The following is a 13,461-nucleotide window of genomic DNA, read 5'->3' on the forward strand; positions in this document are numbered from 1 at the left end:
GCGATGACAAGCAGGATAAAACCTGGTCCGCTCGATGCATGTGCTCGGCGCAAGGCAGCGCGCAGCGCGCTAGACTGCTAACAGACCATCCGCCGCACGGGAGCGGAGCGTCGTACCTCGCGTTTTCGCGGCTCGCCGCGTTCGTTGCGTACGCCGCTTTCGCTCGCGGGCGCGGCCGTTCCCGCCAGGAGGTGACGCATGCCTTGCCGCAGCTCCCGCCATACTCGCCGCCGCCACGCGGCGCTCGTCCAGTTTGTGCTCGCCGCTTCCTGCGCGATCGCGCTGCCGGCACTCGCGGCCACGCCGATCACGGTCACCTCGAAGGCCGCAACCGACGGGCCGATCCGCTATACGGTTCGGGTCGCGTCGAAGGCGTTCGGCGACGCCCAGGAGACCCGCACGCTGCGTTCGGGCGATACCGACGACTTCACCTGGCGGACCACGCCGCCGGGCGGCGCGGTCGCGACGCCGCAAGGCTGCCCGGACTACGCTTCGTTGCCGCTCGACGCGAACGGCGCGATGGTCCGGCAGACCCAGTTGCGTCTTGCGCCAATCGTCGCGAGCAATGGCACGGCCACCGTGCAGGTGAGCTTCCGCGCCCAGGCGCCGCACGGCACGCAGTCGGTGTCGAGCAACGGCGCTTCGATCACGTGCCCCGCCGTGGTCGCGCATAGCGAAGTCGCCCACCTTACGATGCCGACCAATGGCACCGCGAAGACGCTCAAGCTCGGCGACGGCACGCAGATCACCATCTCGGCGCAGCGCTAGGGCGCGCCTTGAGCGCGGGATGGCCGGCGAGGCGCACAACGCGCGCCGGCCGCGCACGGCGCCCAGGCGTTAAGCGCGTGCCTTGCGCTCGAGGAGCCGCGCAGCGAGAAAGCGATGCTGGGGCGAGAAGAGGCGCCGGTACGCGAGCAGTACCGCGCCCACCGTGCCGAGCGCCGACGAAGCCGCGATCAGGAACATGATCACGATCTGATAGCGCACGGCCTGTAGCGGCGATTGCCCCGCGAGCACCTGGCCCGTCATCATGCCGGGCAGGCTCACCACGCCGACCACGGCCATCTGGTTGAGCGTCGGAATCATGCCGGCGCGCACGGCCTCGCGGGCGCTCGCCTGCGCGGCTTCCCAGCGTGTCGCGCCGAGTGCGAGCGCGCTCTCCACACGATCGCGCCGCGCGGTCAGCTCCTGCATCATGCGCTCCACGCCGAGCGACACCCCTGTCAGCGTGTTGCCGAGAATCATGCCTAGGATCGGAATCGCATATTGCGGCTCGTACCACGGCCGGATGCGGATCACCACGAAGAGCCCGACCGCCGCGACGAGCCACGCGCTCACCCAGATCGACACGATGCTGTCCGCACGTTGCCCGCCATAGGTGCGCGCGCCGCGCTGCGCCCCTGCGAAGCCCGCGATCAGCGTCATGAGTGCCATGAGCGGCAGCACGACGTACCAGCGGTTGAACGCGAACACCCAGCCGAGCACGTAGCCGATCGCAAGCAGCTGCACGACGGTGCGCACGGCGGCCCACGCCAGCTTGCGTTCGAGATCGAGCTTGAGCAGCACGGAGACCGCGCCGTTGACGAACACGAGCAGCGCCGCAATGGCGACGTCGCCGATGCCGAGGTTCTGCAGCACGCCCGGGCTCATTGTGCGGCTCCCTGTGTGAATGCCGCGCGCGTGGCGGGTTCTTCGAGCACACCTGCGCGCATCGTCAGATGCCGTGCGCCTACGCGCTGTGCCTGGGCGGGATCGTGCGAGACCCAGACCGTGGCGCGCGCCGTGCGCGCTTCGTCGAACCAGCCCGCGACGAGTGCTTCGACGGCGCGCGCCGATTCGGGGTCGAGAGACGCGGTCGGCTCGTCGAGCAGCAGCGCTTCGGGGTCGAGCTGGAGCACGCGCACGAGCGCCACGATCTGCGCTTCGCCGCCCGAAAGCTCGGAGGTGTCGCGCGCGAGGAAGTCGCTGGAACGGCCGGTGGCGGCGAAGAGCGCGCCGACGCGTGCCGGGTCGAATCGCGCGTCGCGGTATACCGCTAGCGTATAGGGGTAGCGCAGATTGTCCTCGACGCTGCCGTCCAGCAGCGCGGGCCGCTGCCGCAGGTACGCAATATGCCGCCGATAGTGGACAATGCGCCCGCGAGTGACCGGTTCGCCGTGCCAGCGCACGTCGCCGCCGTCGAGCGGGTCGAGCAGCGCGAGCGCGCGCAGGAACACACTCTTGCCGGAGCCGGACGGTCCCGTCAGCACGGCGCGCTCGCCCGCTTGCAGGGCGAAATCGGTGGGCTGCAGCAGCCACTGGCCGCGTTGCGCATCGCGCCGGGCGACCCGGTGCGCCTCGACGAGCGGCGCGCCATCAGTTTGGGGCGGGGGAAGCGGGTTGTGCTTGAGCATCGAAAGATTGCAAACAGGGTCGGCATACAGGTCGTGCGAGGCAGACATGCCGATGTAACCGGGCACGCTGACTGCTCTTGCGGTATTGCAACATAGCAGGCCATACAACAACGCATAACGTGGAGTACGCATGACGTCATCGCAGCCCAAGCCTTTCCGCCTTGGCCGCACGCTCGCCAGGATCATCGCATGGCTCGCCGCGGTTGTCGTCGTGTTGATTGTCGTGCTCGTCGTTTTCATCCTGACGTTCGACTGGAACCACGCCAAACCCTACGTGAACGAGAAGGTCACCGAGGCCATTGGGCGGCCGTTCGCAATCGAAGGCGACCTCAAGGTAGGCTGGCAGCGGCCGCCCGGCGAAACGGGCTGGCGCGCGTGGGTGCCCTGGCCGCGTTTTTCCGCCACGCAGATCCAGATTGCCAATCCCGACTGGACCAGGTCCCCGCAGTTCGCCACGATCGACGAGATCGACTTCGAGGTGGCCGTGCTGCCGCTGCTCGCGCACGACATCGTGATTCCGGCGATCAATCTCGTGAATCCGTCGATCGACGTCGAGCGCCTCGTCGACGGGCGCAACAACTGGACCTTCAAGCTGCCCGCCTCGAGCGGGCCGTCGACGTGGCGGCTCGACCTGCACGACATCACGTTCGCGAGCGGCAATATCGCCGTGAGCGACCAGCAGACGAAAACCGACGTGAAGATCGGGGTGAGCCTGCTCGGCCACGGCATCCCGATCGGCAAGGTGATGGAGGAGCAGGCAGCGGCGTCGCGCCGGGGCTCCGAGCAGGTCATCGGACGTGCGGGCGCGAACCGGCTGACCCAGCAGGTCAACAAGGAGCAGGCTTCGGAGGCGGCGGCCGCCAGCGCCGCCAGCGCGGCCAGCGAGGCGAGCGGAGCGGCGGCTTCGGGCGTGCCGGCGGCCGCGAGTGTTGCCGGCGCAACCACGGGTACGTCGAGCGCAACAAGCGCGCCCGCAGCCGGCTCCCAGTCGCTCGCCGCGAGCGGCGCCAGCGGCGCTGTGGTGGGCTCGGGCGCGGCGCCCGCGCAGCCGCCCGTGAAACAGCCGTTTTACGCGATCGGCTGGACGATCAAGGGCACGTATGGCAAGACGGCGCTTTCGGGCGATGGCAAACTCGGCGGCGTGCTCGCCCTGCAGGACGCGAAGCGACCGTTCCCGATCCAGGCCGACGTGCGCGTGGGCGACATGCACATCGCGCTGGTCGGCACGGTCACCGACCCGATGCATCTGGCCGCCGTCGATCTGCGCCTGTGGCTGCAGGGGCAAAGCCTGGCGCATCTCTACAACCTCACCGGCGTGACGTTGCCCGAAACGCCGCCGTATGCCACCGAAGGCCGCTTCGTCGGCAATTTCAAGCGCGGTGCGAGCGTGTTCCGCTATGAGAACTTCACGGGCCGCGTCGGCGGCAGCGATCTGAACGGCACGGTGGTCTACGAACAACGCACGCCACGGCCGTTTTTGTCCGGTCAGCTGGTGTCGAACCTGCTGCAGTTCTCGGATCTCGCGCCGATCATCGGCGCCGACAGCAAAGCGAGCAAGGAAAAGCGCGGCGACACCGTGACCCAACCGGCCGATCGCGTGATTCCGGTCGAGCCGTTCCGCACCGACCGCTGGAACGCCATCGACGCCGACGTCAAGTTCACGGGCCGGCGCATCATCAAGCAGGGCAGCCTGCCGGTTCAGGATCTCTACACGCACGTCATGATGACGAACGGCGTGCTCGTGCTCGACCCGCTGCAGTTCGGCGTGGCAGGCGGCACGTTCGGCACGCGGCTGAACCTGGACGGCGGCGGCGCGCCGCTCAAGGCGCGCGGCACGCTGGAGGTGCGCCACCTGAAGCTCAAGCAGCTTTTCCCGAATTTCAAGACGATGCAGTCGGCGCTCGGCGAGATCAACGGCGACGCCTCGCTCACGGCGACCGGCAACTCGCCGGCGGCGCTCGCTGCGACCTCGAACGGCGAGGTGAAGCTGCTCGTCACGCAGGGCACGATCAGTATGCTGCTCATGGAGGCGGCGGGCCTGAACGTGGCGAACGTGGTCTACGAAAAGCTGTTCGGCTCGCGGGACGTGAAAATCAACTGCGCCGCGGCCGATTTCGTCGCCACCAACGGCGTGCTCGATCCGCGCGTGTTCGCTCTCGACACCGACGACGCCGTGATCGACATCGACGGCCCGATCGATCTGCGCGACGAGTCGATGAACATGAAGGTCCATCCGCATACCAAGGGCTTTCGCGTTTTCACGCTGCGCTCGCCGCTCTACGTGAAGGGCACCTTCAAGAACCCGCACGTGGGCGTGGATGCGACGGCGCTTGCGCTGCGCGGCGGGGCGATGATCGGGCTCGGGCTGATCAACCCGTTCGCTGCACTGATTCCGCTCATCGCGCCGAGCAACAACAAGCCGCTGCCGTGCGACACGCTGTTCGCGCAGATGCATCAGCATCCCGTGGCGCCGCCGCCGGGCCAGAAAATGCACGCGCTGCCGAAGCCCGACCTCGGCAGCGCCGGCACGGGCGCGAGCGCCGCTGCTGATAAGGGCGATAAGGGCGCGAAAGCGGGGCCGGCCACGCGCAACGCGCCGTCGCCCGCCTCGGCGGGTAAGCCGACGCAAGGGCAGGAGCCGCTCTACAAGGGAAGCTGACTCAGGAGGCTTAGGCGGAAAACCACTGCGCCGGGTCAATCGACCGGCGCAGTGGCATGGTGAATTTCGTTGGTAGCGCGCCCTAGCGCAACGAGCGCGGTGCGGTGTCGCCGGCGGCGTCCTGGCGGCGCGTCACGCGCCGTGTGGTCATGGTCGGACGCGCTGCGCCGAACTCGGGCAGGACCCGGCCGCGCGCGCGGCTCGCGAACACCAGAAAGCCGAAGCCGTCCGCCTCGTACCAGTAACCGCCGTTTTCGAGGCCTTCGATCGGCTGCTCGAGCGCGTGAGCGATCGATTCGATGCAGCGCTTGCGCAACTCGCTCGTGCCCGGATAGGGCGGCTGCGCACCGCGCACGCTGCACAGGAGCACGTCGAGCCCCGGCAGGATATGCGCATAGAGCACGGGCTCGTCCTGCGCGCGCGCACGCGCGATCTTGGTATCGAGTTGGCCGAACGGTTTGAAATGACTCAGCACGGCGAGAAATGACTCATCGCCGTCTGCCTTGACGCGTTTGCGCTTTTTCGGGAAGGACATAAAAATTCGCCTGAAAAAGGTGGATTGCAGTACACGCAGCGTTCCCATGCGACCACTCCCGGACTGGTGCGCCGCACGTCGATCCTTTATAGCACACGGATTTGCAGTGTTCATGAGGATAGAGATGGGGACGGTCCGCTTTGACGGCGCGCGGACCGCCTGAAGCGATCCGGCCTGCGCGGCGCGGTTTGCTGCCCCTGTTTCAAAACCCTCATCGCGTTCGCAAACGCCATGCCGGATCGCACGTCGCGCTCATGTAGATATCCCGGCGCTCTCTCGCTTGTCTCCGTCTCAATAATAGACCTGTGTGTGCGCTCGGTGTGGCGAATTGCCGCAAAAAAGCGGGTTTTCCACGACGGGAGGTGTGGGGTGTCACATACATTGTCATCCTGAAAAATCGCGCAGATAATGTTGCGGTTCTGGTGCCCGCGGTTGCCCCAGGGCGTCCTCAGCCAACTGGCATCGCGAGGGCGCACTCGGCGCGAGTACTTGCAAAACGCATTGCAAAAAGCATGGCGAAAAGCACGGCGCGCCGCCCGGACCCGCCACCGAACCGGACCGACATGAAACTCTTCGCCAAGGGGCTCTTGCTGATCGCGATTCCGAGCATCGTCGAACTGGCGCTGCTCGGCGTCGTGTTCGACACACAGGGAAAGGCCGCGCTCGCGGCCAAACGCGCCGAGAACACGCAGCAAATCCTTTGGCAAGCCAACAGTCTCGTCGACCCGTTGCTGCGCGAAGCCGCGCGCGTGCGCACCGGCATCGTGCTCGAAGACCCTTCCTTCATCGATCGTCACGCCGTCTGGACCGAGTTCTCCGATCGCATCACGCTGCTCGTGCGCATGGTCGCCGACAATCCGCCCCAGCTCGCGCGCGTCGAGCGCATGCGCGACGCCGCCTATGCATGGCGCAAGGAAGCGGGTGATATCGCCGATGCGCTGCGCACGGGGCATAGCGCGCCGTTTGCGCGCGCGGCGGCCAACGGCATGCCGCCCGAGATCGAGACGGTGCGCGAGGTGCTGGGCGAGTTCATCGCCGAGGAGACGCGGCTCGACGAGGCCCGCGCGGCAATGCTGCGCGAGACGCGCGAGCGCCAGCAGGACGCGCTGATTTTCGCCGTGGTGGGCTCGATGCTGATCTGGGCGTTCACGGCCATGGCGTTTGCGCGCAACGTGGGTGCGCGCCTCGCCGCGCTCGGGGCGAACGCCGAGCGTCTGGGCGATGGGGCGCCGCTCGCGCCGCCGCTCTCCGGCGACGATGAAATCGCGGCGCTCGATGCGGTGCTGCATCAGACCAGCGCGCGTCTGCGCGTGGCCGAGCGCGAACAGACCGCGCTGAAGGCGCAGCTGCAGGCGCGCGCCGCGGATCTCGCGAGCGCCAACGAGCATTTGCGCCAGGAGAGTCAGGACAACGAGATGTTCATCTACAGCGTGTCCCACGATTTGCGCTCGCCGCTCGTGAACCTGCAGGGTTTTTCGAAGGAGCTGCAGGTATCGTGCGACGACTTGCGCACGCAGGTCGTCGCGGCGGGGCTGCCCGAGCACGAATATCGCGCGATGGCCGAAGTGCTCGACGGCGATGTCGACGAATCGCTGAAGTACCTGCGTCAGGCGGTGGCGCGCGCGGCGGCCATCATCGACGCGCTGCTACGCATCTCGCGCGCCGGACGCCTCGAATACCGCTGGCAGCGCGTCAACGTCGCGCGGCTCGTCGAGCGCGTGCTCGGTGGCCTCGCCGAGGAACGCACGAAGGCCGCGCGTATCGAAGTGGGCGAGTTGCCGCCCGCGTGGGGCGATCCCGCCGCGCTCGAGCAGATCTTCGGCAACCTCATCGAAAACGCGCTGCAGCATCTCGATACCGCGCGCCCGGGCCGGGTCGAGATCGGCGCGCTGGAGGCCGGCGCGCAATCCGCCGGCGAACCCGGCAAAAGCGCGGGAAAGGACCCCGGAAAATCAGCGGGCGGAGCGCCTGGCGAACGTACGCGGACTTATTTTGTGCGCGACAATGGCGTCGGTATCGCGCAGGCTTATCTGCCGAAGCTGTTCCGCGCCTTTCAGCGGCTGCACGGCGGAGAATCGCCCGGGCAGGGCACCGGCCTCGCGCTCGCCAGGCGGATTGCGGAGCGGCATGGCGGGCGCGTCTGGGTCGAATCGACTGAGGGCGCGGGCTCGACGTTCTTCGTCGCGCTGCCGGACCAGCCGTTGCGTACCACATAGCGGGTATTCTGGCCCGCTGCGCGGCAAGCTTTCAACAAGCCTTAAAAAATTCATGCAGGTCGTAGGAGAGTCGAGATGACGAACGGGGAACAGGTCAGCATCGTGCTGATCGAAGACGACGACGGGCACGCCACGCTGGTCGAGCGTAACCTGCGGCGTTCGGGGATCTCGAACGGTTTTCTGCGCTTTCGCGACGGCCAGGAGGCGCTCGATTATTTTTTCGGCACCCCTGGCGATCACCCGGCTGCGCACGCGAACTGGCCGTCGCGCGACACACTCGGCAATTTCGTCGTGCTGCTCGACCTGCGTATGCCGCGTGTGGACGGCTTCGAGGTGCTGCGGCGCCTGAAAGCGGAGCCCGCCACGGCGTCGGTGCCGGTGATCGTGCTCACGACCACCGACGACCCGCGCGAAATCGAACGCTGCTATGAGCTCGGTTGCAACGTGTACATCACGAAACCGGTCGAATATGACGCGTTCATCGAGGCCGTTCGCCGGCTCGGCTTCTTTCTCCAGGTCGTCAAGCTGCCGCCGGGACATCGCTTCGTTCAGCCCCGGCAGGGCGGCGCCCGATAACGCACTACGCATGCATCAAGCATGGATTCATCACGCATTGGCAATCGAATGGAACAACGGCGGCAAGAACGGCGGCAAACCGGACCCGTGCCCGAAGGGACGCTTCGCGCATGACTGAGGAACCCACGATGCTGGACGGCGCGCGCGTGCTCGTCGTCGACGACGACGAAGGCATCCTGCGCCTCGCACGCAAATCGCTGCTGCGCGCCGGGGCGCGCGTGGACACCTGCACAGGTGTCGGGGAGGCGCGCGCGCTGCTCGCCGTGCAAACGCCCGACGTGCTGGTGCTCGACTATCAGCTCGACGGCGCGGAAACGGGCCTTGACTTCTTCCGCCGTCTGCGTGCCGACGACGTGCGCGTGCCGGCCATTCTCGTGACCGGTTTCACCGACGAGTCCCGCGTGATCGCCGCATTGCGCGCGGGCGTCTCGGACGTGGTGCCGAAATCGGGTGACTACCTCGACTATCTGCCTGAAGCCGTCGCGCGCGTGCTATCGCAGGTCGCGCTGCAGCGCGCCTCCGACGAAGCGCTGCTCCTGCGCGACCGCGAAGAGCACTATCGCACGCTCTCCGAAGCCTTGCCGCACCTCGTGCTCACCTGCGGCGCGGACGGCAATTGCGACTTCGTCTCGAAGCAGTGGCTCGACTACACGGGTCTCGACGCGGGCCAGTCACACGGTCTCGCATGGCTCGACGCCGTGCATGCCGACGACCGCGAAGAGATTCGCCACACCTGGCTCAAGGCCGTGAGCAGCGGCGCCGCCGATTATCGCCACGAGTTGCGGATTCGCCGCCACGATGGCGCTTATCGATGGTTCGATGTCCGAATCGTTCCGATGCGCGACCCGCGCGGCGGCGTGAACAAATGGTTCGGCAGTTGCACCGACATCGACGCACAGCGTGAAGCGACCCAGGAGCGCGAGCGCCTGCTCGCCTCGGAGCAGGCCGCGCGGCAGACCGCCGAAGAAGCCAACCGCGCGAAAGACCGCTTCCTCGCCATGCTTTCGCACGAGCTGCGCACGCCGCTCACGCCGGTGCTCGCGGGCACGCGTCTGCTGGAGCAGATCCCGGGCCTGCCCGATGCGGCGCGCGCGGGCGTGCTGATGATCCGCCGCAATATCGAGCTCGAGGCGCGTCTGATCGACGACCTGCTCGATCTCACGCGCGTGGCCAACGGCAAGCTGAGCCTTGCGCTCGAGACCGTCGATGTCCACGAGGTGATCGAGGCCGTGCTCGAGCTCTTCCATAGCGAAATCCAGATCAAACAGCAGGACGTCCACGTCGATCTGCGCGCGCAGCAGCATTACGTGCGCGGCGACCGTGCGCGCCTGCAGCAGATGCTCTGGAACCTCGTGCGCAACGCCGCGAAGTTCACGCCAGACGGGGGCCACATCTACGTGCGCACGCGCGACGAGCGCATGCAGGTAGAGATTGAGGTCGAGGATACGGGCATCGGCATTGCGCCCGAGCAGATCGGCAAGCTCTTTCATGCCTTCGAGCAGGGCAGCCACAATCTCACGCGCCAGTTCGGCGGACTCGGTCTAGGCCTTGCCGTGACGCGGGCGCTGACCGAGGCGCACGGCGGTAACGTGAGCGCGAAGAGCCCCGGCGCGCATTGTGGCGCGACCTTCACGATCGTGCTGCCGACTGCGGCGCGAGGCGAAGGGACGGCCGCGACCGCCGAGCTGCGCGGGCGGCACCCGGTGGTCGCGATGAACATCCTGTTGATCGAAGATCACGAGGACACCGCCGAGGTCATGTCGCAACTGATGCGCGCGGGCGGCCACGAGGTGGCGGTGGCGGGCAGCGTGGCCGGCGCGCTCGCGCTCACGGCCAGCATGGCCTTTGACCTCGTGGTGAGCGATATCGGCCTGCCGGATGGCTCGGGCATCGACTTCATCCGGGCGTTTCGTGCGCAATCAACGGCGCCCGCCGTTGCGCTCACCGGCTTCGGCACCGACGACGACGTGCGACGCAGCGTGGAAGCGGGCTTTACCGCGCACCTCACGAAGCCCGTCAACTTCGAGCAGCTCGAACGGCTCATTGAAGAGGCCGCAGCGGCGCGCAGCGCGGCGGCCGAGTCCGATTCCGCCGCGCCTCGTCCCTGACGCTGTCTCGATCCGGGCACAAAAAAGCCCGCGCGACCTTGCGGCGGCGCGGGCTTTTGTCTGGGCGCTCGTGCGGGCTTAGCGCGGATTGTTCTGCAACGAATCGCGGATCTCGCGCAGCAGCAGCACGTCTTCCGGCGTGGGCGGCGGCTCGGCGGGCGCGGCGGCTTGCGGCTGGCGCAGCTTGTTGATGAACTTCACCATCAGAAAGATGATGAACGCGAGAATGACGAAGTTGATCACCGCGGTAATGAACGAGCCATAGCCGAACACGGCCACGCCCGCGGTCTGCAGATCCTTGTACGACTCGGGGTTGCCTTTGTAGCTGGCCGGAATATGGCCGAGCCGAACGAACATGTTCGAGAAGTCGAGGCCGCCCGTGATCACGCCGATGACCGGCATGATGAGGTCTTTCACGATCGAGTTGACAATGCTCGAGAACGCACCGCCGATGATCACACCGACGGCGAGATCCATCACGTTGCCTTTGACGGCGAATTCCTTGAACTCCTGGACGATGCTCATGAGCGGGCTCTCCCTGAATGGTGCAGCACGGGGCTGGGGGCAATACGGCGTATTGGCGCAATCATAGCGAACGCATCCGTATCGCGGTAGCAATTTGACATTCCCTGACCTTTTGACGGGGACCGGCGACGGAGTCCCGGCGAACGCATGCGGCGTGCCCACCGCGCGTGCGCTGAGTTAGCGCGCAAGCGAGATCTGCTGGTGAAAGGTCGCTGGATCGGTGTTGGTGCCACACAGCAGCACGCCGACGCGTTTGCCTTGCAGCGTGTCGCGCAGCGGCCCGAGCAAGCCCGCCGTGGCGGTGGCGCAAGCAGGCTCGACGGCGAGTTTGAGTTGCTCGAAGAGCACGCGCATCGCGCTGCGCAAGGCGTCGTCGGAGACCGTAACGACGCGCTCGAGATGACGGCGGCACAGCGTATAGCTGTATTGCTCCGCATGCGGCGCCATGAGCGAGTCGGCGATCGAGTGCATGTGGGTCAGGCGCACCGTATGGTTCGCGGCGAAGCTGCGCGCCATCACGTCCGCGCCCTCGGGCTCGACGCCATACACGTGCACGCGCGGATTCGCGAGCCGCAGCGCGGTGGCGACGCCCGCTGCGAGCCCGCCGCCGCCGATCGGCACGACGACCGCGTCGAGATCGGGCGCCTGGGTGGCCCATTCGTAGCCGAGCGTGGCCGTGCCGAGCACCGTGCGATAGCCGTTGAAGGGATGCACGAAATAGCGTCCCTCGTCGGTCTCGATACGGCGCACGATCTCGAACGCCTCGCTGCTGTTGCCCGCCACGACGATTTCTGCGCCAAAGCGCTTGCACTGCGCGACGCGTGCCGCGCTCGCGGAGCGAAAGAGCACGACCTTCGCGCTGATGCCAAGGCGCATCGCCGCGTACGCCACTGCAATTGCGTGATTGCCGCCCGAAACGCACGTGACGCCCGCGTTGCGTTGCGCGGCGTCGAGGGCAAGCAGATGCGTGAATGCGCCGCGCACCTTGAAGGTGCCGCTCGACTGCAGCAGCTCGAACTTGAAGTTCACGAGTGTCGCTTCGAGCGTGGACAGATCGTGGCGGTCGAATACCGGCGTGCGCAGCACCCACGGCGCGAGCGCGAAATGCTGCGAGGCGATCTCGTCGAGCGTGGGGATCGCCTCACCGTCGATCGTGTGACTGGTGGGCAGCGGCGCGGCGGTGGACATGATGGTGCGCGTCCGACGTGGTTACTGTGCCAGGGCTTCGACGGACATGCCGTGCACGAGCTTGCGCAGGAAACCTTCGCAGGCCGCGAGCTGTTCGAGCGAGACGTATTCGTTCGGCTTGTGCGCCTGCTGGATGTCGCCGGGGCCGCACACCACGCTCGGAATGCCCGCGCGTGCGAACAGGCCCGCCTCGGTGCCATAGGCCACCTTGCGTCGCGCCTGATCGGCAGTGAGCGCGCGCACGAGCTGCGTGATCGCGGCCTGCTCGGTGGCGTCGAGGCCGGGGGCGGCGGCGATCTTCGTGAACTCGATTGCGCCCACCGCGTGCTCGCGCTGCATCTTCGGCACCAGCGTTTCGCGTGCGTACTGCTCGATGCGCGCGAAGATCGTGTCGGGGTCGAGCGTCGGCAGATTGCGGAACTCGAACGCGAAGCGGCATTCGGCGGGCACCGTGTTGATCGCGTTGCCGCCTTCGATCGTGCTCGTCTGCGCGGTCGTGAACGGCACGTCGTAAAGCTCGTCGAACGGACCGTTCGCGCGGAACTCGTCGGCCATGTCGCGGATGTAGCAGATGAGGCGCGCCGCGTACTCGATCGCGTTCAGGCCGCGCGGCGTGAGCGACGAATGAGCGGCCTGCCCGCGCACGCAGCACTGGTACGCGTTGATACCCTTGTGCGCGACGATGGGGCGCATGCTCGTGGGCTCGCCCACGATGCAGCCTTCAGGCTTCACGCCGCGCTTCACGAGTTCTTCGATCATGAGCGGCGCGCCTACGCAGCCTACTTCCTCGTCGAACGAGAGCGCGAGGTGCAAGGGCTTGGCAAGCTTCGTCTGCTGGATCTCAGGCAGGAGCGTGAGCGCCGCGCCGATGAAACCCTTCATGTCGCAGGTGCCGCGGCCATAGAGCAGCCCGTCGCGAATCTCGGGCTTGAATGGGTCGCTGTCCCATTTCTGGCCGTCCACGGGCACCACGTCGGTGTGCCCGGAGAGCACGATGCCGCCGTTCGTTTCGCCGTTGTGCGCGGGGATCGTGGCGAACAGGTTGGCCCATTTGCCGTCGCGGCCATAGGTGAGCGTCGATTCGATGCCGCGCGCGCGCAGATCGTCGCGCACGGTCTCGATCAGGCCGAGATTCGGATGGCGGCTGACCGTATCCATCGAAACCAGACGGGTGACCCAGGCAAGCGAGGCGGGAAGGGAGGCGGAAGGCGTGGACGACTGCGCTGTTTCAGCGGCGAGGGACATGTTGGACTCCAGCTTG

The 13,461-nt window shown here is 67.0% G+C and carries 11 protein-coding genes; 5 read left to right on the top strand and 6 right to left on the bottom strand.

The genetic code is table 11. The annotated features are described in order from the left end of the window. The first annotated feature begins 198 nt into the window (after positions 1-198). Positions 199-768: a DUF6013 family protein gene (locus AB4Y43_RS04505; RefSeq protein WP_069268114.1), complete on the top strand. Its 570-nt coding sequence runs from the start codon at positions 199-201 to the stop codon at positions 766-768. Between the two features lie 69 nt (positions 769-837). Here the strand turns inward: AB4Y43_RS04505 and fetB are convergent, their stop codons facing one another. Both fetB and AB4Y43_RS04515 read right to left on the bottom strand, forming a co-directional pair. Further along, positions 838-1,650: an iron export ABC transporter permease subunit FetB gene (gene fetB / locus AB4Y43_RS04510; RefSeq protein WP_342945708.1), complete on the bottom strand. Its 813-nt coding sequence runs from the start codon at positions 1,648-1,650 to the stop codon at positions 838-840. Continuing rightward, on the bottom strand, positions 1,647-2,393 hold the full coding sequence (locus AB4Y43_RS04515; protein ID WP_342946002.1) for an ATP-binding cassette domain-containing protein: 747 nt from the start codon (positions 2,391-2,393) through the stop codon (positions 1,647-1,649). The genes fetB and AB4Y43_RS04515 overlap by 4 nt, the downstream gene beginning before the upstream one ends. A 130-nt stretch (positions 2,394-2,523) precedes the next feature. Here AB4Y43_RS04515 and AB4Y43_RS04520 point away from each other — a divergent pair, with 130 nt between their 5' ends. Then, positions 2,524-5,052, top strand: coding sequence for an AsmA family protein (locus tag AB4Y43_RS04520; RefSeq protein ID WP_368727117.1), 2,529 nt, complete (start codon positions 2,524-2,526; stop codon positions 5,050-5,052). 82 nt (positions 5,053-5,134) lie between these two features. Here the strand turns inward: AB4Y43_RS04520 and AB4Y43_RS04525 are convergent, their stop codons facing one another. After that, positions 5,135-5,635, bottom strand: coding sequence for a hypothetical protein (locus AB4Y43_RS04525; protein ID WP_028206958.1), 501 nt, complete (start codon positions 5,633-5,635; stop codon positions 5,135-5,137). A gap of 515 nt (positions 5,636-6,150) precedes the next feature. Between AB4Y43_RS04525 and AB4Y43_RS04530 the strand changes: the two genes are divergently transcribed. The 3 genes from AB4Y43_RS04530 to AB4Y43_RS04540 all read left to right on the top strand — a co-directional run bounded on the left by AB4Y43_RS04530 (position 6,151) and on the right by AB4Y43_RS04540 (position 10,487). Further along, entirely contained in the window at positions 6,151-7,803 is a 1,653-nt protein-coding gene (locus AB4Y43_RS04530; protein WP_368727131.1) for an ATP-binding protein, read from the top strand. A gap of 75 nt (positions 7,804-7,878) precedes the next feature. Continuing rightward, a complete protein-coding gene (locus tag AB4Y43_RS04535) occupies positions 7,879-8,379 on the top strand; it encodes a response regulator (protein WP_368727118.1) in 501 nt (166 codons plus the stop codon). Between the two features lie 110 nt (positions 8,380-8,489). Further along, the gene (locus AB4Y43_RS04540; protein WP_368727119.1) at positions 8,490-10,487 is read left to right on the top strand and encodes a response regulator; all 1,998 of its coding nucleotides are present in this window, start codon (positions 8,490-8,492) and stop codon (positions 10,485-10,487) included. Positions 10,488-10,565: 78 nt separating this feature from the next. On the opposite strand, the gene mscL is transcribed toward AB4Y43_RS04540, so the two are convergent. The 3 genes from mscL to argE form a co-directional block, all read right to left on the bottom strand. Beyond that, a complete protein-coding gene (gene mscL, locus AB4Y43_RS04545; RefSeq protein WP_069268109.1) occupies positions 10,566-11,012 on the bottom strand; it encodes a large conductance mechanosensitive channel protein MscL in 447 nt (148 codons plus the stop codon). Between the two features lie 177 nt (positions 11,013-11,189). Then, a complete protein-coding gene (locus AB4Y43_RS04550) occupies positions 11,190-12,200 on the bottom strand; it encodes a threonine/serine dehydratase (protein ID WP_368727120.1) in 1,011 nt (336 codons plus the stop codon). A gap of 21 nt (positions 12,201-12,221) precedes the next feature. Next, positions 12,222-13,445 carry an acetylornithine deacetylase gene (argE, locus tag AB4Y43_RS04555; RefSeq protein WP_368616234.1) on the bottom strand — a complete coding sequence of 408 codons (1,224 nt, stop codon included), beginning with the start codon at positions 13,443-13,445 and terminating at the stop codon, positions 12,222-12,224. Positions 13,446-13,461: the final 16 nt, after the last annotated feature.

It is taken from the genome of Paraburkholderia sp. BR10872 (assembly GCF_040965835.1).
GTDB lineage: Bacteria > Pseudomonadota > Gammaproteobacteria > Burkholderiales > Burkholderiaceae > Paraburkholderia > Paraburkholderia nodosa_A.